The sequence below is a fragment of the Azospirillum ramasamyi genome (assembly GCF_003233655.1).
Classification (GTDB): domain Bacteria; phylum Pseudomonadota; class Alphaproteobacteria; order Azospirillales; family Azospirillaceae; genus Azospirillum; species Azospirillum ramasamyi.
Genome location: NZ_CP029832.1, coordinates 417778 through 439011 on the forward strand (window position 1 = coordinate 417778; position 21234 = coordinate 439011).

The 21234-nt window shown below is 69.6% G+C and carries 18 protein-coding genes; 9 read left to right on the plus strand and 9 right to left on the minus strand.

The features are described from left to right. Positions 1-49 precede the first annotated feature (49 nt). A complete protein-coding gene (locus DM194_RS21265; protein ID WP_111069552.1) occupies positions 50-727 on the minus strand; it encodes a hypothetical protein in 678 nt (225 codons plus the stop codon). Between the two features lie 12 nt (positions 728-739). Continuing rightward, entirely contained in the window at positions 740-1585 is an 846-nt protein-coding gene (locus tag DM194_RS21270) for a helix-turn-helix domain-containing protein (protein WP_111069553.1), read from the minus strand. Positions 1586-2352: 767 nt separating this feature from the next. Between DM194_RS21270 and DM194_RS21275 the strand changes: the two genes are divergently transcribed. The 4 genes from DM194_RS21275 to DM194_RS21290 all read left to right on the plus strand — a co-directional run bounded on the left by DM194_RS21275 (position 2353) and on the right by DM194_RS21290 (position 7246). After that, on the plus strand, positions 2353-3543 hold the full coding sequence (locus tag DM194_RS21275) for a plasmid replication protein (protein ID WP_111069554.1): 1191 nt from the start codon (positions 2353-2355) through the stop codon (positions 3541-3543). Between the two features lie 113 nt (positions 3544-3656). Continuing rightward, complete coding sequence (locus tag DM194_RS21280) at positions 3657-4217, plus strand: sugar O-acetyltransferase (protein WP_111069555.1); 561 nt, start codon at positions 3657-3659, stop codon at positions 4215-4217. Positions 4218-4728: 511 nt separating this feature from the next. Beyond that, the gene (locus DM194_RS21285) at positions 4729-6177 is read left to right on the plus strand and encodes a hypothetical protein (protein WP_111069556.1); all 1449 of its coding nucleotides are present in this window, start codon (positions 4729-4731) and stop codon (positions 6175-6177) included. Between the two features lie 31 nt (positions 6178-6208). Next, positions 6209-7246, plus strand: a complete 1038-nt coding sequence (locus DM194_RS21290; RefSeq protein WP_111069557.1) for a TAXI family TRAP transporter solute-binding subunit — start codon at positions 6209-6211, stop codon at positions 7244-7246. A 4-nt stretch (positions 7247-7250) separates the two neighbouring features. On the opposite strand, the gene DM194_RS21295 is transcribed toward DM194_RS21290, so the two are convergent. The 6 genes from DM194_RS21295 to DM194_RS21320 all read right to left on the minus strand — a co-directional run bounded on the left by DM194_RS21295 (position 7251) and on the right by DM194_RS21320 (position 14437). Next, complete coding sequence (locus tag DM194_RS21295; protein WP_111069558.1) at positions 7251-8060, minus strand: ATP-binding cassette domain-containing protein; 810 nt, start codon at positions 8058-8060, stop codon at positions 7251-7253. Continuing rightward, entirely contained in the window at positions 8057-9379 is a 1323-nt protein-coding gene (locus DM194_RS21300; protein WP_111069559.1) for a sugar ABC transporter permease, read from the minus strand. The genes DM194_RS21295 and DM194_RS21300 overlap by 4 nt, the downstream gene beginning before the upstream one ends. Further along, positions 9379-10431, minus strand: coding sequence for a D-xylose ABC transporter substrate-binding protein (xylF, locus tag DM194_RS21305; RefSeq protein WP_111069560.1), 1053 nt, complete (start codon positions 10429-10431; stop codon positions 9379-9381). Before xylF ends, DM194_RS21300 begins: the two co-directional genes overlap by 1 nt. Positions 10432-10549: 118 nt before the next feature. Beyond that, the gene (gene xylA / locus DM194_RS21310) at positions 10550-11872 is read right to left on the minus strand and encodes a xylose isomerase (RefSeq protein ID WP_111069561.1); all 1323 of its coding nucleotides are present in this window, start codon (positions 11870-11872) and stop codon (positions 10550-10552) included. After that, on the minus strand, positions 11869-13353 hold the full coding sequence (gene xylB / locus DM194_RS21315) for a xylulokinase (RefSeq protein ID WP_111069562.1): 1485 nt from the start codon (positions 13351-13353) through the stop codon (positions 11869-11871). Before xylB ends, xylA begins: the two co-directional genes overlap by 4 nt. Positions 13354-13378: 25 nt before the next feature. Continuing rightward, positions 13379-14437: a LacI family DNA-binding transcriptional regulator gene (locus DM194_RS21320; protein WP_111069563.1), complete on the minus strand. Its 1059-nt coding sequence runs from the start codon at positions 14435-14437 to the stop codon at positions 13379-13381. Between the two features lie 298 nt (positions 14438-14735). Here DM194_RS21320 and DM194_RS21325 point away from each other — a divergent pair, with 298 nt between their 5' ends. After that, a complete protein-coding gene (locus tag DM194_RS21325) occupies positions 14736-16625 on the plus strand; it encodes a DEAD/DEAH box helicase (protein ID WP_111069564.1) in 1890 nt (629 codons plus the stop codon). Here the strand turns inward: DM194_RS21325 and DM194_RS21330 are convergent. Continuing rightward, positions 16561-17469 (minus strand): LysR family transcriptional regulator, encoded by a 909-nt coding sequence (locus DM194_RS21330; protein WP_111069565.1) that lies wholly within the window; start codon positions 17467-17469, stop codon positions 16561-16563. The genes DM194_RS21325 and DM194_RS21330 overlap by 65 nt on opposite strands. A 122-nt stretch (positions 17470-17591) precedes the next feature. Between DM194_RS21330 and DM194_RS21335 the strand changes: the two genes are divergently transcribed. From DM194_RS21335 to DM194_RS21350, 4 genes are all read left to right on the plus strand, one after another. Further along, positions 17592-18446, plus strand: a complete 855-nt coding sequence (locus DM194_RS21335; protein WP_111069566.1) for a hypothetical protein — start codon at positions 17592-17594, stop codon at positions 18444-18446. Between the two features lie 44 nt (positions 18447-18490). Next, complete coding sequence (locus DM194_RS21340) at positions 18491-19087, plus strand: YceI family protein (protein WP_111069567.1); 597 nt, start codon at positions 18491-18493, stop codon at positions 19085-19087. Positions 19088-19176: 89 nt separating this feature from the next. Then, on the plus strand, positions 19177-20178 hold the full coding sequence (locus DM194_RS21345) for a glutathione S-transferase family protein (protein ID WP_111069568.1): 1002 nt from the start codon (positions 19177-19179) through the stop codon (positions 20176-20178). A 132-nt stretch (positions 20179-20310) separates the two neighbouring features. After that, positions 20311-21213: an SDR family oxidoreductase gene (locus DM194_RS21350; RefSeq protein WP_111069569.1), complete on the plus strand. Its 903-nt coding sequence runs from the start codon at positions 20311-20313 to the stop codon at positions 21211-21213. Positions 21214-21234: the final 21 nt, after the last annotated feature.

Below are 21234 nucleotides of genomic sequence, written 5' to 3' on the forward strand. Positions count from 1 at the left end.
TTGATATGGACCGCCGACACCCACCGTCCATCGCCGGGACCGGCCCTCCTCACCCCGCCCCGCCCATCCGGCGCAGCGCCCCGGTCGCGACCGCCTGCAGGCCCAAGCCGCGGGCGTCGCACGGGGCGGCTGCGGCGAGCGCCCCCAGCCGGCCGGCCAGCGCGCGTTCGGGGGCGCACAGCTCCTCGCACAGGGCGCGCATCTCGGCGATGGAGGGGCGCCATTTCCGGCTGCGGCGCCAGTTGCGGGCGGCGGCATCGATGACCCAGGCCGGGTATTCGCCCAGATCCTCGGCCCAGTCGAGCGCCATCATCCGTTCCACCTCGGGCGACAGACCCTTGGCCGGGAAATGGCTGAGCAGGGTGAGGACGCGGCCGAGAAGATGGTCGCTGTCGGCCGGGACCAGCACGGTGGCGTACAGCTCCTCAAGGCTCCGGCGGGCGAGCGAGGCCTGGGCGGCGGTAACGCCGTCGGGCGGCGACCACAGCTCGATCATGCCGTCGAATCCGTCCTCGCCGAAGCGCGGGCGGCGGTCGGTTCGGCCCTGGGCCAGAAGCTGCCGAATCACGGGCGGCAGCGCGGCGGTCAGCCGGGCCTGCCGGTTGGGCGCAGGCAGCGCCGGATCGAAGGCAGCGGCCAGTGAGGTCGGGACGGCCGAGGATGGGGCCAGCGGGGACGGGTTGCGTGGCAGGGCGGTGATGGTGGCGCTTGTCCTGGGGGCTTTCATCGCTTTCCCCTTTTACGACCAGGAGGGGGTGACTGTGCGCTGGCGCAGCTCCGCGGCGGCGGCGGCCCAGGCGCCCAGGCGCTGTTCGGCCGCAGGGGGCGGACGGTTGGTTACGGCGTTCGCCGTCGCGGATGGGCGGTCGCGGACGACCGGGGCCTTGCCCGCCGCGGCATCCTGGGCCAGCCAGGCGCGCCAGGCGGACGAGACGTCGCGGTAGCGGTAGCCGTGGGCCCGGCAGCGCAGGATGAAGCCTTCGACATGGCGGCCGAGGTCGATCTCGGCGTGACGCGCCTTGGCCCAGGCGAGATCGTCGGCGGTCGGCATCCAGTCTTCGGGAACCGTCCGCGCCTGACCATGCCCGCCCGAAGCGTGCGAGTCCGGAATCTGTTTGGAATGGACCTGTTCCTGACTCGCAGGCGGACAGGGGATGTGCATGTCCGAGTCATCCCTGTCGGCGGGCCGGACAGGGCGGGCGGCGGCGGAATCCTGCCGGGAGTCCCGGTGGGAATCTTCTGCGGCACTGTCCTCGGCATAGGCCGGGGTGAATCGCAGGCGGTAGAGGCAGGACAGGCGGGCGCCGTCGCGGCCGCGACGATGCTCGACCCCGACCAGACCGATGTCGCTCAGGCCCTGGATGATACGGTTGATGGTGGGGCGCGACCGCTTCAGCTTGGCGGCCAATGTCGATTGCGACGGCCAGCACAGGCCGTCCTCGTCGGCGAAGGTGGCGAGCGCCGCCAGAACGGCGAAGCCGTCGGCGTCCAGGCCGGGATGGTCCAGCCACCAGGCGGGAATCCGTCCCCATCGTCTGGTGTCGGGGGGATTTGCCGCTGTTGCGGATTGTGTCGGTGTGGGCATGGGGAAAACTCCGCGAGGCCTTGGGGCCGGCATGGATGGGGCCGGCGAACTTGCGCGAAGGATTCCGCCGGCTGCGGCAGCCGTCGAATCGCGGGCAAATGGGACCGATTCGGTTGTGTCCCCTTCACCCGCGATTGTGTCCCATCGGCCCGCGCCTGTGTCCTCCTCGGTCGCGGATGTGTCCCCTTTGGCCGCGTTTGGCTTGCGAATCGGATTCGATCCCGTTTGCCCGCGCTTTGCCGGAGAGCGGCGCCATCCGCGCCGCCGCGCGCTGTCCCACTTGCCCGCGGTTTGAGGCCATGCTCTGCGGTCCGGAGCGCGGACTGTTTCGTGGGAGACGGCCGCAGGCCGGTCCCGCTGGCCTGATATGTCCCATTTGCCCGCGTTTCATGGTCCGGCCGGCCGCATCACGGCATTTTCTGTGTCCCGAATGTTCGCGTTTGGCAGGATTCCGGCGCCGGGGCTGTCCCATTTGCTCGCGCTTCGTGGCCGCAGGGAGGGAGGCCGCGCGTCCGAGTCTCTGTCCCATTTGCTCGCGTTTCGCCGGACCGCCGCGCGATTCGCACGGATCCGGCCCATCCGATGCCCGCGCAGCGGCTCCGATCGGCGGCCCGCGGCCGAAGCGCGGGCAAAAGGGACACAGCTGCGGGCATTTCCTACACAAGCGCGGCCAAACGGGACACAGCTCTGCAGGCGGACTCCGCGCAGCCGGTTGCCTCCCTCCGACCGCAGCTCCTATCGTGGCCTTTGGCGAGGAGGGATGAGCCATGAGCAAGGCGAACGCGGTCCAGCTGACTCTGTTCGAGATGGAGGACCGCAGTCAGTCCCATATGATCGCGCTTTACGACACGGCGCCGCGATTCGTCTTCGTGTCGAAGGGCCGGGGGACGGAGCCGGAGCTTCCGGCCGCCAACGCGTTCGTCCAGTCGGTCCACAAGGAGTTTCCCTTCAAGGACGCCCTGTTCACGCTGACGCTGCAGCCCGCCCGCATCTACCGCCCGGCCAAGCCCGGCCCCGGCGAGGATCCGGCCGACAAGCGGATGGTCGAGTATGAGGTGTTCCCGTCCGAGCGCGAGCAGATCGTCGAGCAGGTGGTCCGCCGCCTCGCCATGGACCGCTCGCGCCTGTCGCTGATGGGCGACAAGCAGGACCGGGTGCGCGTCCATTTCTCGCTTTACGAGATCCGGCGGGAGCTGCGCGCGGTCAACCGCACCATGGACACGGCGGAAATCCGCGAGGCGCTGGAGATCCTGGCGCGCACGCGCATGATCATCAGCAAGGTGCCGGAGAGCGGCCGCAAGTCGGCACGTCCGGTGCTGGAATCCTCGGTCTTCCCGACGCTCTACATCCGCCCGCGCACCGGCGAGGGCGGCGAGGATGACGAGAACGACACCTATCTGGAGTTCAACGCGCTGGTCGCCTCGGCCATCCGCAACCTGGAATTCAAGCCGATCTCCTACCAGTGGATCATGCGGCTGAAGAGCCCGGTGGCGCGCTGGCTCTACAACCGGCTGTCGATCGAATATGGCGACCTCGATCTGGCCCACCTGTCCGACGGGGTGCATGGCGTGCCGCCGATGACCCTGTCGGCCGACGACATCATCAACAACAGCGGCATGAACGAGTGGAGCCGGCGGCGCGACACGTTGCGCACCGTGACCTCCGCCGTGGACTCCCTTGTCGACGAGGGCATCCTCGACCGGGTGGAGAAGACGGTGTCGAAGGACGGGCGGCGCATCAACGACATCGAATACATCATGATGCCGAGCCGCAAGTTCCTGGATCAGGTTCGCCGCGGCAACGACGTGCAGGTGGCGAACGCTGCCACCTATCGCGCCATCGCCGGCAGCGACGAGCGCCCGAAGGAGTTCCTGCCCATCAGCCCGGGCCAGAGCGTCGAGGTGCGCCGCCGCCGCGGCACCCTGCTGAGCGCAGGCTCCGGCCAGGGCGAGGGCTGACCCATCCTCAAGCGTCGGCGCATCGCTTCTCGACATCTGCTCTAATCGGGCGCCCATGGCGGACGATCGTCGGAAATTGCCGCCGGACAAGCGAACGATGCGGAGGATGAGCGATGCAGACGTCCGATGGACGCAGCGAAAAGGAAAAGATGCTGGCCGGCGATCTCTATGACGCCTCGGCCCCGGAGATCCAGGCCGACCAGGCTGCCGCCAGAGAATGGATGGTCCGCTACAATGCCCCACGCGACCTGCCGCCCGGCGAAAGGCGGCAACTGCTGCTGGAACGCTTCGCCGCGGTGGGCGACGGGGCCGTCATCCGCCCGCCCTTCCATTGCGACTACGGCTACAACATCAGCCTGGGTGCCGGCGTCTTCCTCAACTTCAACTGCGTCATCCTGGACGTCGTGGCGGTGAGCATCGGCGACAAGACGCAAATCGGGCCGGGGGTCCAGATCCTGACCGCCGACCATCCGCGCGACTTCGCCGCCAGGGAGGCCGGGCTGGAGTTCGGGCGGCCCATCCATATCGGCCGCAATGTCTGGATCGGCGGCGGCGCGCTGATCCTGCCCGGCGTCACCATCGGCGACCATGCCATCATCGGCGCCGGCAGCGTGGTGACGCGCGACGTTCCGGCCGAGGCCACGGTGATGGGAAACCCGGCCCGGATCCGCTGAGGATAGGCTGATCGGAAGCCACTGACCGGCCGCTGGCGGCACCCCGTTCCGGCAAGGGGGCCGGCCGCCAGCGCCGATGCTTCTCCTTCCGAAGCCGATCCGAATATTACGAAGTAATCCGCCATCTGCCGCAAAGCGGAAAGTGACATCTACGGGATGGTTGTTTTTATTCCGTTACTTCATAGAATAAAAAGATCGCGGTCTGTCGTTCGATAATAATAATCTGGACAACTCGCGGCGGGAATCAACGCTGCATGTCTTTCAAAAGTCCCGGAATGCGTCCTGTCGTCAAATCTGGTCCACGGGGCGGGTCCAAGGGGATCGTGTCAGGGGGGATGCCGCCATGCGAGAAACGCAGTCCGGTTCACTGCGCGGATTTCTGCATCGTGCCTATGTTCTCCGACGCGGAAGCGGATGGGAAAGCGCTCGCTCTTTACTTCCCGTCACAGGCGGCGTCCGGCCCTGCTTTGCCGTATTGGGTGTCCTGGCACTCCCGCTTCAACCTTTCGACGTGTCCGCCCGGTTCGGTCACGATGGCGCCGTTTGGGACATCGGCACCGACTGCTGCCTTCTGCGGACCGGCGCGGTGGAGGGACCGGCCGACACCACGCTGGAAGCCTGGCTCGGCACGCGGGAGAGGGCAGCCGCTCCCATGCCGCAGGCGGATGCGGCACCGACCCGGACGGTGGTGATCCAGAAGGAAAACGAAGCGGAGACGGATTGGCGGCTGATCCCCTTCATCGCGGCACAGGCCTCCAGCGGCATTCCGGGACAGCCGATCCTGCTGTCCATCGCCGTCACCTCCCCCTACGGGCAGCCGAACCCGCAGCATGAGGCGATCACCTATGTGCTGATCGACAACCTGCCGCCCGGCACCGCCCTGTCGAACGGCGACAAGATCGCCGACGACACATGGCGGGTGCGGCTGGAGGAGTTGCCCGGCCTCTCCATGACCCTGCCGCCCGAGACGGCGGGCAGTGTGACGCTGCAGCTCACCGCGGTGACCGATCACGGCGGCGGCGTGATCGCCCGGCAGGCCCGGGATTTGACGATACCGATCCTGGTGACGGCCACGGAGACCGCCGCGGCCGACAGCGCCGCCGTGCCGGATACCGAAGGCACTCCACCATCCGCCCAGGACGGCTCGTCGCGGAGCATCGAGACCGCGGCGCTTGGCGACAGGGCCGAGACGGACCCGGCGGAATCCGGCCGGCCGGCCCCGCAGGCCGCGCCGGAACCGTCCGCAAGCGACGCCGCCGCGCCCGCGCCCGAACCCGTCGCGGAGCCGGCACCCGAAGCGGCGCCGGCACGGGAACCGGAACAGCCGGATGAGGCGGCCGTCATGGCGCTTCCCGCTGCTCCTGCCCCGGTGGCGGCGCCGGAAGCCGTGCCGGAAGCCCCGGTCATCGCCGCCATCCCGCCGTCCGCTGAAACGCCGCCGGCCGAAACACCGGAAGTCGAAATGCCGCCCGCCGAAATTCCGGTCGCCGTTCAGCCGGCCGAGGCGCCCCCTCCCCTGCCGGAGCCGGAGCCGGAGCCGGAGGCCGCGGCGCCCGCCGCCACGGTCGCCCTGGCGGTTCCTCCGCCGGCTGCCGCCCCGCCGCCGGCCCCGGAGCGGGCGCAGCCACAGGAGGAGGCGGCGCAGCGCCCGGCGCGGCTTCCCTCCGCCGTTGCGGAGACGACGCTGATGAAGCGGGGCGACGACCTGTTCGCGCAGGGCGATCTGGCGGGCGCTCGGCTCTATTACGAAATGGTCGCCGAGACCGGCAGTGCGGCGGCGGCCCTTGCGCTCGGCCGGACCCACGATCCGCTGGTGCATGAACGGCTGCGGGTCCGCGGGCTTCCATCCGATCCCGAACAGGCGGCGGTCTGGTACCGCCGGGCGATGGCCGCCGGCAGCGGCGACGCGGAACAGCAACTGCAGAAGCTGACAGTCTGGGTCGCCGGCAAATCCAGGTAGCAAGCTGTCGGGAACCAGGGAGGGAGCCATCATGAAGGCATCGATCGTCCGCGTTCTTCTTCTGGGAGCGTGCCTGTTCGCGGGCGCCGTCTCTCCGGCATCCGCGGCCGATCCGCGCGGCGTCGGCGCCAACAGCGGGACCGTCGGCATCGTGTCGGGCGGGGTCGAGGGAACCTATGTGCGCATCGCCGCCGATCTGGCCGCCGTGCTCGACGACGGCGACGCCCTGCGCGTCCTGCCGATGCTGGGCAAGGGATCGGTGCAGAACCTCAAGGACATCGTTCTGCTGAAGGGGATCGACATCGGCATCGTCCAGTCCGATGTGCTGGCCTATGCCAAGCGGGAAAGGCTTCTGCCCAACCTGGACCGGCGCGTCAAATACATCACCAAGCTCTACAACGAGGAAATGCACATCCTGGCCGCCCCCGACGTGACGCGCATCGAGGATCTGGCCGGCCGCAAGGTGAACTTCGACGTGCAGGGAAGCGGCACGCACATGACGGCGTCGCTGGTCTTCGACATGCTGGGCATCAAGGTGGAGCCGCAGGACAACGACCAGTCCCTGGCGCTGGAGAAGCTGCGGCGGGGCGAGATTGCGGCCATGGCCTATGTCGCCGGCAAGCCGACCCGCCTGTTCCGCGACCTGAAGGCCGGCGACGGCCTGCATTTCCTGTCGATCCCGATGAGTGCCGCCCTGCTCGACACCTATCTGCCCTCGCGGCTGACCAGCGCCGACTATGAGGGGCTGATCAAGCCCGGCGAACAGGTCGACACCGTCGCCGTCGGCGCGGTCATGGCCGTCTATGGCTGGGAACGCGACCTGGAGCGGCACCGCAAGGTCGCCCGCTTCGTCGACGCCTTCTTCGGCAAGTTCGACGAGTTCCTGAAGCCGCCGCGCCATCCGAAATGGAAGGAGGTCAATCTGGCCGCCGACCTGCCCGGTTGGACCCGCTTCGAGCCCGCCGAGCAGTGGCTTCACCGGGAAGCAAGCGGCAGGACGGCCATGAGGGAACCCCAGCCCGCCACGCTGGTGTCGTCGCCGGTACCGCGCGGCGAGACCGCGCGCTGACCCGTCAGCCGGCGGCCCCCGGTCCGGGAACGGCGCCCGGCGGGCATTTGCCGAGGATGATCATGCCCAGCACCTCGTCCTTCGTCACGTCGGCGACGCGGGCGGTGCCGACCAGCCTGCCGTTCTTCATCACATGGATGCGGTCGGCCAGATCGAACACGTCGTGGATGTCGTGGGAGATCAGGAAGATGCCGATCCCCTCCTGCTTCAGCTGCTTCACCAGTTCCCCAACCTGCTGGGTTTCGGCGGGACCGAGCGCGGCGGTCGGCTCGTCCATGATCAGGACGCGGGCGTCGAAATGGATGGCGCGGGCGATGGCGACCGACTGGCGCTGCCCGCCGGACAGTGCCTTCACCGGCTCCTTGAAGCGGCGGAAATGCGGGTTCAGGCGGCCCATCACCTTGCGCGCCTCCGCCTCCATCGCATGGTCGTCCAGCGTGCCCCAGGGGGTCAGCTTCTCCCGGCCGAGGAAGATGTTGGCGGCGGCGTCGACATTGTCGGCCAGGGCAAGGGTCTGGTAGATCGTCTCGATGCCGCAGCGCTTGGCGTCGCGCGGGCTGGCGATGTGGACCGGCTCGCCGTTCACCCGGATCTCGCCATGATCGGCGGCATAGGCGCCGGACAGGATCTTGATCAGCGTCGATTTGCCGGCCCCGTTGTGGCCGAGCAGCCCGACGACCTCGCCGGGATAGAGGTCGATGCTGACGCCGTCCACCGCCTTGATGCCGCCGAAGGCGATGGAGACGTCGCGCATCTCCACCAGCGGTTCCTCCGCCGGGAATGCCGCCCGGAATTCCATTGCGAGAGCGGTCATTTCAACCCCTTGCGATAGAGCGTGTCGATGTAGACCGCGGCGACCAGCACGATGCCGACGACGATGTTCTGCATCGGCGCGTCCACCCCCAGCAGCACCATGCCGGACTGCAGCGACTGCATCACCAGCGCGCCCAGCATCGCGCCCAGGATGGTGCCGACGCCGCCGGCCATGGAGGTGCCGCCGATGATCGCCGCGGCGATGACGTACAGCTCGTCCAGCGTGCCGTTGGCGTTGGTGGCGGCGTTCAGCCGGGCGGCGGCGATGCAGGCGGACAGGCCGCACAGCGCCCCCATCAGCCCGAAGACCATCACCAGCACCCGCCGGGTGTTGATGCCCGACAGCTCCGCCGCCTCCGGGTTGCCGCCGATGGCGAAGACGTAGCGGCCGAAGCGGGTGCGCCGCGACAGGACGGTCACCCCCACCCCCACCGCCAGCGCGATCAGCACCGGGATGGCGAAGCCGTGCGCCACGAAGGGGGGCGTGCCGTCGGTGGAAAGCCCTTGCGCCTCCATCATCCGGCGCACCACTGGAGCGGGGAGCGGATAGGCGTTGACCACCATCACCGCGCCGACGATGGCGGCGGCGACCAGCAGGATCACCACCCCTTCCGCCCACAAGGGCCGGACGGGAAAGCCGAAGCCGGCCCTGCGCCGCCGCGTCACCATAATGGCCGCGACCGACAGCAGGATGGCGGCGATGCCGACCGCCCAGCTGGGGCCGGCGCCGATGGCGCCCTCGAACCCGCCGCCCAGCCGCTTGAACAGCCCGTCCATCGGCGCCACCGTCTGGCCGGTCGTCACCCACCAGGCGGCGCCGCGCCAGACCAGCAGCCCACCGAGCGTGACGATGAAGGAGGACACGCCGAGATAGGCGATGATGGCGCCCTGCATCGCCCCCACCGCCCCGCCGACGGCGATCGCCGCCATCACCGCCACCACCCAGGTCAGCGGATGGTCGAAGCCCCAGATCTCCGGCAGGATGCGGGCCTGGAGCACGGCCACCACCATGCCGGTGAAGCCCAGGATGGAGCCCACCGACAGGTCGATGTTGCGGGTGACGATGACCAGCACCATGCCCGTCGCCATCACGGCGATGGAGGCGGTCTGCACCGACAGGTTCCACAGGTTGCGCGGGGTCAGGAAGGCGCCGCCGGTCAGGATGTCGAAGCCGATCCAGACGACGGCCAGCGCCCCGATCATCCCGACCATGCGGGTGTCCATCTCCAGCGCGCGCAGGGCGTCGCCGATGCCGGCCCGCCGCCCGGCCGGCGCGTCCGAAGGCGCCGCCGGGGACAGGGTGGTGGAGGGATCCGCCATCAGTTGCAGACCTTGACGCTGCCGGGCTTGACGCCCTGGCAGACCACGTCCTTGCCGACCCAGCCGGCATCGACCACGAGGTCGAGGTTGTCCTTGGTGATGGCGACCGGGGTCAGGAACAGGGAGGTCATCTTCTGCTTCTTCGGGCCGCCGTCGAAGGTGGTGGCGCCGGCGATCTCGGTCATCTTCTTGCCGTCGGCAAGCTCGATGGCGATTTCGGCGGCGCGGCGGCCAAGCTCGCGCGCGTCCTTCCACACCGACACCGTCTGGGTGCCGAGCGCGATGCGGTTCAGCGCCGCCTTGTCGCCGTCCTGGCCCGACACCGGCACGCTTCCGGCCAGGCCCTGCGCCGCCAGCGCCGCCACCGCGCCGCCCGCCGTGCCGTCGTTGGAGGCGACCACGGCGTCGACCCTGTTGCCGGTCTTGGTCAGGATCTGCTCCATGTTCTGCTGGGCGATGGCGGGCAGCCACTTGTCGGTGTAGGCCTCGCCGACATTCTGCACGTCGCCGCGGTCGATGGCGGCCTTCAGCACCTCCATCTGGCCGGCGAACAGGAAGTCGGCGTTGGGATCGGTGGAGCTGCCCTTGATGAAGGCGTAGTTGCCCTTTGGCTTCTGCGCGAAGACGCTGCGCGCCTGGAGGCGGCCGACCTCCTTGTTGTCGAAGGTGATGTAGAAGGCCGACGGGATTTCGATCAGCCGGTCATAGCCGACGATCGGGATGCCTTCGGCGGCGGCCTTCTCCACTGCCGGGCGGATGGCGTCGCTGTCCTGCGCCAGGATGATCAGCGCCTGGGCGCCGCGGGAGATCAGCGATTCGATGTCCGACTGCTGCTTGGCCGGCGAGGATTGGGCGTCGGCCGACAGGTATTTGCCGCCGGCCTTCTCGATCACCGCCTTGATCGCCGCCTCGTCGGTCTTCCAGCGCTCCTCCTGGAAGTTGGACCAGGACACGCCGACGGTGGTGCCGGCGGCGAGTGCGGTGGTGGCGGCCAGGGTGGCGGTGAGCGTGATGCACAGGCCGGCAAAGGCGGCGGTCAGGCGGTGCTTCATCGTGTTTCCTCCCGGTGTGGCCGTCCTGGGGCGGCGGCCTTGTCGATGGACGAAAGCGGCGGGGCGGGCGTCATTTCCCTCTCCCGCCCCGGGAGAGGGCATGTGGCATGCCCTGGGTTCAGACGTACCGGTTGACGATGTTCTCCAGGTATTCGTGCCGGCCGGAGCGCGGCTGGGGGTTGATGCCCGAGGTCAGTGCGCGGTCGGCGAGCGTGGCGAGGTCGCGGTCGCCGGACAGGATGGCGCGGCCCTCCGCGCTGTCCCAGCCGGCGTAGCGGTCGGCCAGCGGCTTGGTCAGCGCGCCGTCCTCCAGCATTCGCGCCGCCTGAAGCAGGGCGCGGGCGCAGGCGTCGATGCCGCCGATGTGGCCGTGCAGCAGATCCTCCGGGTCGAGCGACTGGCGGCGGATCTTGGCGTCGAAATTCAGGCCGCCGGTGGTGAAGCCGCCGCCCTTCAGGATGTCGTGCATGACCACGGTCAGCTCGCCGATGTCGTTGGCGAACTGGTCGGTGTCCCAGCCGAGCAGCGCGTCGCCGCGGTTCATGTCGAGCGAGCCGAAGATGCCCAAGGCCAGCGCCAGCGCCACCTCGTGCTGGAAGCTGTGGCCGGCGAGGATGGCGTGGTTCTGCTCGATGTTCACCCGCACGTCGGCCAGCAGGTCGTAACGCTCCAGGAAGCCGTAGACGGTCGCGACGTCGAAGTCGTACTGATGCTTGGTCGGCTCGCGCGGCTTCGGTTCGATCAGGATCGGGCCGTCGAAGCCGATCCTGTGCTTGTGCTCCACCACCATCGAAACGAAGCGGCCCATCTGGTCCAGCTCGCGCTTCAGGTCGGTGTTCAACAGCGTTTCATACCCCTCGCGCCCGCCCCACATGACGTAGTTGGCGCCGCCCAGCGCATGGGTGGCCTCCAGCGCCGCGCGCACCTGCCCGCAGGCGTAGAGGAAGACGTCGGGGTCGGGGTTGGTCGCGGCGCCGGCCATGTAGCGGCGGTGGGAGAACAGGTTTGCCGTGCCCCACAGCAGCCGGACCTTGGCGGTCTCCATCTTGGCCGCGAACAGCTCGGTGACGGCCTTCAGGTTGCCGACGCTTTCGGCCAGCGTGGCGCCTTCCGGGGCGGCGTCGAGGTCGTGGAAGCAGAAGAAGGGCACGTCGAGCAGGCGGAACATCTCGAAGGCGACGTCGGCCTTGGCGCGCGCCGCCTGCATCGGATCCTGGCCGGGGCGCATCCACGGGCGCAGGAAGGTCTCGCCGCCGAAGGGGTCGCCGCCCGGCCAGCAGAAGCTGTGCCAGTAGCAGGCGGCCAGCCGCAGATGGTCCTCCATCCGCTTGCCCAGCACGACGCGGTCCTTGTCGTACCAGCGGTAGGACAGCGGGTCGCGGCTGTCCGGCCCGCGATAGGACACCGGGGACAGGTCGCCGAAGAATGAGGCGGTGCTCAAGTCGCGAACTCCTTGGCAAGGGGGTGGAGCCGGCGCCAGCGCAGCCACGCCCGGCTGTACGCCTCGGCACGGGCCGGATCGGGGGTGAAGGACTCCAGGCGGCGGGGCTTGCGGCAGACGGCGGCGGGGGATTCCCCGGTCGCGGCCATGCGGCCGAGATGGGCGGCGCCGAGCGCCGCACCGACCTCGCCATCCTCGATGCGGTGGATGGTGACGCCCAGCACGTCGGCGCAGATGCGCGCCCACAGCCGCGAGCGGGAGCCGCCGCCGGCAAGGTCGAGCGAGGTGGGGGCGTCGGCTCCCTCGCCGAGCGCGACGAGGTTGTCGCGGGCGGCGAAGGCGACGCCCTCCAGCACCGCCTGGACCAGCGCGTCGCGGCCGGTTTCCGCCGACAGGCCGGCGAACAGGCCGCGGATCGTGGCGTCGTTGTGGGGGGTGCGCTCGCCCGACAGGTAGGGCAGGAAGGCGACCGGCGAGGGGCCGTCCACCGCGTCGCCGAGCGGGGCCAGCAACTCCGCCTCCGGCGCGTCCAGGGTGGAAGCCGCCCAGGCCAGCGAGGCGGCGGAGGACAGCATGACGCCCATCTGGTGCCAGACGCCGGGAAGCGCGTGGCAGAAGGCATGGACCGCCATCGCCGGATTGGGCAGGAAACGGTCTGTCGTCCGCCACAGCACGCCGGAGGTGCCGAGGCTGAGGAAGCCGTCGCCGGGCGTGATGGCGCCGAGCCCGACGGCGCTGGCGGCGCAATCCCCCGCCCCGCCGGCCACCACCGGAGGTTCCCGCATGCCCCAGCGGCGGGCGAGATCGGGAGACAGCCGGGCGACGGCGTCGGAGCCTTCGGCCAGTTCCGGCATATGGGCGCGGGTCATGCGGGTGGCGGCCAGCAGTTCGTCCGACCAGCCGCGCCGGGCCACGTCGAGCCACAGCGTGCCGGAGGCGTCGGACATCTCCTCCACCATCGCGCCGGTGAAGCGCCAGCGGACGTAAGCCTTGGGCAACAGCACCTTGGCCAGCGCGGCGAAGACTTCCGGCTCCTCCTCCGCCACCCACAGCAGCTTGGGCGCGGTGAAGCCGGGCATGGCGATGTTGCCGCTGATGGTCCGCAGCGTCGGAAGGGTTTCCTCCAGCGTCGCGCATTGGCGGTGGGATCGGCCGTCGTTCCACAGGATGGCGGGGCGCAGCACCTGGTTGTCGCGGCCCAGCAGGACGGCGCCATGCATCTGGCCGGAGAAACCGATGCCGAGCACGGCGGCGAGCGCCGCCGGCTGCCGTTCGGCCAGCTCGTCCACCGCGGCGATGGCGGCGGCGACCCAGTCCTCCGGCTCCTGCTCCGACCACTGCGGATGGAGACGGGAGACGGTGCAGGGGCGGGATGCGCTGCCGGCGACGGTCCCGGCCCCGACCCCGCCTCCATCGCTCCCGCCGGCGTCGGTCAGGACCGCCTTGACGCTGGATGTGCCGATGTCGATCCCGAGAAACATGACGGCCGACCTTTCCTGATGCCCGTCAGGGCAGGTTGTCGCGCAGGATGACCTGGACCCGGATGTGTTCCTGTGCCGCGACGATCTCCTGGCCCGAAACCAGGGCGTGGAGCACCCGCGCCATCGAGCGCGCCTCGTGCCCCGGATCCTGGGCGACCAGGGCGGCGAAGGTGCCGTCCAGCAGCATGCGGCGGGTGGCGGGCGTCAGTTCATGGCCGACGCAGAGGATCTTGCGGGCGAGCCCGGCCTCGGCCAGCGCCTCTCCGATGCCGACGGAGCCCTCGCCGGTGTTGTAGATCGCCACCAGATCGGGGGTGTCGGCCAGCATGCGGCGGACCAGATCGCGGTTGCGCCCGGGATCGTCGCGGCCCTCCACCGGGGTCAGGCGGGTCAGGCCGGGATATTCCTCCGCCAGCACCTGCCCGAAGCCGAAGAGGCGTTCGGCATGGTCGCGCAGGCTGCCCGATCCGGTGACGATGCCGACCGAGCCGCCAGCCTCGCCATTGCGCGGGGGGCCGAGGAAGCGGCCGACCAGCGAACCGGCGGTGCGGCCCGCCGCGATGTTGTCGATGCCGACATAATGCTGGCGCCGCGACGACGGAGCGTCCGACACCAGCGTCACCACCGCCATGCCGCCTTCCACGAGATCGTCGATGGCCGCCCGGATTCGCGGGTGGTCGAGCGCCACCAGCGCCACCGCGTCGAAGCGGCCCGGCAGCCCGGCCAATTCCGCCGCCAGCCTGTCGGCATCGAACACATCGGTCTCGACGATCTCCACCGCGATGCGCCGTGCGCGGAACCAATCGGCCTGGGCGCGGATATTGTCGGCGATGTCCATCATGAAGCGGTTGCCGCCGCTGGGCAGGACGACGGCAAAGCGCCAGGAGCGCGACCGCGCCAGCTCCGCCGCCGCCGCCAGCGGGCGGAAGCCCAGCCGCTGCACCGCCTCATGCACCTTGAGCGCGGTCTTGGCGCTGACGCCCGGCCGTCCGTTGACGACCCGGTCCGCCGTCGCAAGGCTGACGCCGGCCGCCGCCGCCACGTCGCGCAGGGTCAGGGGTGCGTCGTTTAGCTGATTGCTCATGGTGCGAACGATATTCCGATGCTCTGAGGTGCGCAACTCAATTTCTGAGGTTCGGCCCTGGATTGGCCTTTTGGCCGAAGCATGGCGGCACAGGGTTCATGTTCTTTCAGGTACGCACCTCACCGCAGGCTGCGGCGCGCCGCCGTCCTCATAGGGCTTACGCGGCGCGAATCGTCGCCCCCGACCGGGGGCTGCGCTACTCCCAATGGAGTCCGTTACCTCCGACTGCACCCATGACCGGGGGACTCGCGGGAATTTAGGCTTGCTCCTCCCTCGCGCCACAACGAGAGCAGGTGGAATGCCGCAGCTGAGAACCCATCAGCAACTGGTCAGCGCCATCGCCAATGCCATCGGCCAGCAGCAGACGGAGGTTCGCGACATTCTGGCGGCGGTGACGCCCGGCGGGGGGAAATCGCTGCTGCCGGTCATCATGGCGGCGGCGCTGCACAAGGCGGGGCGGATCGACCGGGTGTGCTGGATCGTGCCGCGCGACAGCCTGCGCCAGCAGGCGGAGGAAGCCTTCGTCGATCCGCGCTGGCGCGAGGTGTTGGGACACAATCTCGCCCTGCGCGCGGCGGAGAACGGGCGCGACCTCTGCCGCGGCCTGCAGGGCTACATCACGACATATCAGGCGGTCGCCGCCGCGCCGGACCTGCATCTGCAGGAGTTCCGCCGTCACCGCTACCTGTTGGCGGTGGACGAGCTGCACCATCTCCCGGCGGTGTTCGACACCGACCGCATGGCGGCGGTGGAGGAGGAAACCGCCTGGAGCCGGTCGATCCTGCCGCTTCTGGAGAATGCGTCGGCCCGGCTGCTGATGAGCGGGACGCTGGAGCGCGCCGACGGCCGTCCGATCCTGTGGCTGCCCTACCGCACGCCGCAGGGAACCCGCAAGGTGCGGGAAATCGACTTCAAGGCGCCGGGCTGGGCGGTGGTCGGCTATTCCCGCCGGCAGGCGCTGGCCGAGAAGGCGATCCTGCCCGTCACCTTCGGCGCGATGGACGGCTCGGCCTCCTGGCTGGATGCGGAGCGCACCAACCGCTGGGTCGATGCGCTGTCGAAGGCGGGGGAGAACACGCGCGACGCCCTGTTCACCGCGCTGCGCACCGGCTTCGCCCAGGCGATGCTGCGCGAGGCCTACCGCTCCTGCCGGGAGCACCGGGCGAAACGGCGGGCGGAGCTGAAGCTGCCGGCGGGGCGCGACGGTCCGGGGCTGGGCAAGCTGCTGGTCATCGCGCCCGACCAGGAGACGGCGCGGTCGTATCTGGAGACGCTTCAGGGCTGGATGCCGAGGGAGCAGGCCGGGCGCATGGCGCGGCTCGCCATCTCCGACCGCCGCGACGCGCAGGAGGTGGTGGCATCCTTCCGCCTGCGGCCCGAGCCGGCGGTGCTGGTCTCCGTCGCCATGGCCTATGAGGGGCTGGACGCGCCGTCGATCACCCATGTCGCCTGCCTGACCCACATCCGCTCGCGTCCCTGGCTGGAACAGGCGATCGCGCGGGCGACGCGGGTGGATCCGCATGGCGGACCCTATGACCGGCAGCGCGCGCTGATCTACCACCCGTCCGACGCGCTGTTCGAGCAGTTCCGCACCATGGTGGAGACCCAGCAGGGCACCCGCGCCATGGTGAAGACCCGCCGTCCCCAGCAGGAGCTTCCCTTCGAGCGCGGCACGGAGCGCGAGCCGGAGATCATCCCGCTGGAATCCAACGCCACGGCGCTGCGCTTCGCCGTGGTGGCGCCGGGGCCGGATTTCGGCGCGCAATCGCGCGATCCGGGAGAACTGCCGCTGACGCCCAGTGCGGCGGAGCATCACCTGCGCCAGCGCATCGGCCAGCTGGTCGCGGCGCAGGTGATCGAGGACGAGGACAACAACCTCGTCGCCGAGGGGCCGACCGGCTACCACATCTACAACGCCGTGCTGAAGCGGCTGATGAAGAAGGCGCGCTCCGAAATGACCCTGTCGGAGCTGGAGGCGACCGTCGGCTGGCTGGAGCGCAACCGGCTGTCCGACCACCGCCACCTGATCGCCGACGACCCGCAGTTCCAGTGGTCAACGCGGCGGCGGGGGCAGGCTATCCCTTACAACTCCCTCTCCCGGGGTGGGAGAGGGAAATTTTCGGTCACTTCGACCACGGACAACGCCCCTCCAGCAGGTCGCGTTCGCGGGTCAGCGCGTCGGCCATGAAGTCGAGGAAGGCGCGGACGCGGCCCATGTGGCGCAGATCCTCATGCGTCAGCAGCCAGAGCTTGGCATCGGCCTCCGGCACCGGATCGCCGATGCGGCGGAAGGCGGGGTCGCGGTCCACCACCCCGCAGGGCAGCAGGCCGAGGCCGATCCCGGCCCGCACCGCCTCCACCGCCCCGGCGACCGAATTGACCCGGTAGCCGATCGCCGCCGCCGGCACCGCCCGCTTCATCCAGCGGGCAAGCGAGGTGTGCTCGAAGGATTCGTCCAGCCCCACCCACGGGTGGCGGTCGGGGTCATCAACCCCGCCCGCCCGGTCCAGATAGCCGGATGCCCCATAGACGGCGAAAGCCAGCCCAGAGACCGCGCGCCCGACGAGGTTTTCCGGCGGCCGGCTGGTGGCGCGGATCGCCACGTCGGCCTCGCGCCGGGTCAGGCTGAGCGACGCCTCCGCCGCCATCAGGTCGATCCGCAGCTCGGGGTGCAGCCGGCGGAAGGCGGCAATGTGGCGCGGCAGGACGTAGAGGGTCAGGATGTCGACGGTGGTCACGCGCAGGCTGCCGCTGATCCGGGTGTCGCGGCCGGACAGCAGGCGGTTGGCGGCGGCCACATCCTCCTCCATCTTCTGCGCCACCCGGTGCATCTCGTCGCCCGCCGCGGTCAGCACATAGCCGCCGGGCAGCTTGTCGAACAGTTGGGCGCCCATGGCCTGCTCCAGCGCCGTCACCCGGCGCAGCACCGTGCTGTGGTTCACCCCGAGGACGCGGGCGGCGGCGGACAGGGAGCCGTGCCGCGCCACCGCCAGCAGGTAGCGCAGATCATCCCAATTGCTGCCGCTTGCCATTTATTCCCGCTTATTGATGCAGATGCTTTTTGCAAATCTCGCCAATTCGCGCTCATCAAAGCACAGGTTAAGGTCGGCACCAAGCGCATCCCGCGTCACCACATCCCAATCCGGCCGACCGCATGCCCGAGCTGCTTCAAGATCCCTTCATCCAGTCCAGCGCCCTGCCCCTGCTGGTCAGCCTGATCCTCGTCGGTGCCCTGCATCTGCTGCGGCGTCCGCTGGCGGCGGCCGGGATCGCGGCCGGGTTCCTGGTGGTCTTCGCCTTGGTCGTCGGCCTGCCGGCCCTGCCGCCGCCGTCGAGCATGGGCAAGCTGTTCTGGTCGTCCGCCATCGGGCTGCTGCTGGGCGTCGCCGCCGACGCGGCGGGTTTGCGGGGCCGGGTGGCTTCGGCCGGGTTGGCGCTGTGGCTGGCCGGTTCGCTTCTGTGGATCGCCCTGCCCGTCCTCGATTCCATGGCGGCGGTCGTCGGTTTCTTGATCCTGCTCGCCGTCGCCGCGTGGGTCGCCTTTGCCCGCGGCTCGCAGGCGCCCGGCGCTGATAAGGCCGAGAGCCCGACCGCGCCGGCCGCCTCGCTGCTGGCGCTGGCGCTGGCCGTCGGCGGCACGGCGCTGATCGGCTCCTCGGCCTCGATCGCCCAGATGGCTTTGGCCCTGGCGGCATCGGCCGGCGGCTTCCTGCTGTGGAACTGGCCGGTCGAACGCCATGGCTGGGGCCTGCCGGGCCGGGTTGCGACCGGCATCGCGGTGCTGCTGGCCGGCGTGCTGACCCTCTTCACCCAGGCGCAGACCGCCGTCCTGCTGCTGGCGCTGCCGGCGCTGCTGGCCGGGCGTGTCAGCCATTTCGTTCCCCAGGGCCATGGCCCGGTCGGCCGGGCCGCCTCGTCGGCCGCCGTCACGGTGGCCGCGGTCCTTCCGGCGCTGGCCGCCATCGGTGCGGCCTATGCGCTGACCGGCGGCGAAGCGTCGCCCTACTGATCCTCCATCCCCATCACTCTTTCCCAGTCCCCGGAGCCTTGTTCATGAAGAAGACCCTGTTCGCCGCCGCCCTGTTCGTCGCGACCGCCGCCGGCGCATTCGTTCCGATGGCGGCCCCCGCCTTCGCCGCCCCGGTCAGCTACAAGATCGACCCGGCGCACACCGCCGTCGCCTTCATCGTCGACCACATCGGCTTCTCCAAAGTGATCGGCCGCTTCAACACCGTCGGCGGCGACATCAGCTTCGACAAGGACGCGGTGGAGAACAGCACGGTCAACGTCACCATCGACGCCGCCAGCATCGACACCAACCATGCCAAGCGCGACGAGCATCTGCGTTCCCCGGACTTCTTCAATGCGAAGGAGTTCCCGAAGGTGACCTTCAAGAGCACGAAGATCGAGAAGACCGGCGACAAGACCGGCAAGCTGCACGGCGACCTGACCATGCTGGGCGTGACCAAGCCGGTGGTTCTGGACGTCACCTTCAACAAGGACGGCGTCAGCCCGGCCAGCAAGCTGGAGACCGCCGGCTTCTCCGCCCGCGGCACGGTCAAGCGCACCGATTTCGGCATGAAGTACGGCGCGCCGGCCGTCGGCGACGACATCCAGCTGCTGATCGAGATCGAGGCGGTCAAGTCCTGACCGAAAGGCCGTTCCGGTCTGTTGCGGTGTGGAGGGGACCGGTTCGCCGGTCCCTTTCCCGTTTCCACTCCCGGCGATTGGAGGCCGTGATGCCGCAGCTTGTGAATGGTGTCTGGGTGAAGGGCGACATCGCGGCCAGCGAGATCAGGAACGGCGCCTTCCACCGCGAGCCGACCCGCTTCCGCGGCTGGATCACGCCGGGCGGCGGCCCCGACGCGGAGGGGCGCCCCACCCTGCCGGCGGTGGCCGGACGCTATCACCTCTATGTCTCCTACCTGTGCCCCTGGGCCTCGCGCACGCTGATCTTCCGCGTGCTGAAGGGGCTGGAGGGGGTGATCGGCCTTTCCGCCGCCGAACCGGTGCTGGGCGAGGACGGCTGGGTCTATGCCGAGGATCAGGATGCCGGCGAGGGCGTCGGCCCCTTCCGCCACCATTACCGCCTCTATACCGCGAGCGATCCCACCTATACCGGCAAGGTGTCGGTGCCGGTGCTGTGGGACCGGCAGGAGCGCCGCATCGTCAACAACGAGTCGGCCGACATCATCCGCATCCTGAACAGCGCCTTCGACGGCCTGACCGGCAACCGGCTGGATCTCTATCCCGAACCCTTGCGGCCGGAGATCGACCGCTGGAACGATCTGGTCTATGGCAACGTCAACAACGGCGTCTACCGCTGCGGCTTCGCCAAGTCGCAGGCCAGCTACGACGAGGCGTTCGACGGGCTGTTCGCCACGCTCGACCGGCTGGAGGATCGTCTGTCGTCCAGCCGCTATCTGGCGGGGGAGCATCCGACCGAGGCCGACTGGCGCCTGTTCGTGACGCTGGTGCGCTTCGACGCCGCCTATCACGGCGCCTTCAAATGCAACCTGCGCCGGATCGAGGACTATCCGAACCTGTCCGCCTACCTGCGCGAGCTGTACCAGTGGCCGGGAATCCGCGACACCGTGAAGCTCGACCACATCAAGCTGGGCTACTACACCAATCCCGCCATCAACCCGACCCTGATCGTGCCGAAGGGGCCGGCCCTGGACTTCGACCGCGTCCACGACCGCGACCGGCTGCCGGGCAAGGGGATCTGGCAGCGGGGGTAAGCGGGTCCGGACTCACCGCCTCGACGACCGGCACGGCCATTCCCGGTTCCGGCATGGCTGCCGCCCGTCCCGGCCGGCAACCAATCCGGTCCTGTCCGGTTCTGTGTGTGACGCCCGACCGAGGAGACGCGCATGGACCGGAGTGACGACACCGCATCGCCGCAGGACCCGCGGTACAAATATCCCCAGCCGCCCTTCAAGGGCCAGTCGCAGCCCTGGCCGGGTCTGGCCCGCGACATGGACCCGCCGCCGGACCATGGCGAAACCAGCTACAAGGGATCCAGCCGGCTGGCCGGGCGGAAGGCGCTGATCACCGGCGGCGATTCCGGCATGGGACGTGCCGCAGCCATCGCCTATGCCCGCGAAGGCGCCGACGTCGCCATCAACTATTTCCCGACCGAGGAGCCGGACGCCCGCGAGGTCGTGGCGCTGATCGAGGCGGCGGGCCGCAAGGCCGTCGCCATCCCCGGCGACCTGCGGGACGAGGCGTTCTGCCGGCAGATGGTGGCTGATGCCGTCGCCGGGCTCGGCGGGCTCGACATCCTGGTGTGCAACGCCGCGCGGCAGCAGGCCTGCGAATCCATCCTCGACCTGACCAGCGAGGAGTTCGACGCGACGATGAAGACCAACATCTACGCGCCGTTCTGGACCATCAAGGCGGCCTTGCCGCATCTGAGGCCCGGCTCGGTCATCATCGGCACCACGTCGGAACAGTCCTACGACCCGACCCCGGAGCTGTACCACTATGCCCAGACCAAGGCGGCGACGATGAACTACGTCAAGTCGCTGGCCAAGCAGTTCGCCTCGAAGGGCATCCGCGTCAACGGCGTGGCTCCCGGCCCGATCTGGACCCCGCTGCAGGTCAGCGGCGGCGCCACGCAGGAGAAGCTGAAGCAGTTCGGCGGCCAGACCCCGCTGGGCCGTCCCGGCCAGCCGGCCGAGCTTGCCGGCATCTATGTCCAGCTCGCGGCGGAGGACGGCAGCTTCACCACCGGCCACATCTATGGTGCCGCCGGCGGCAGCGGACAGCCGTGACCGGGCTTGCCGTCGCACGGA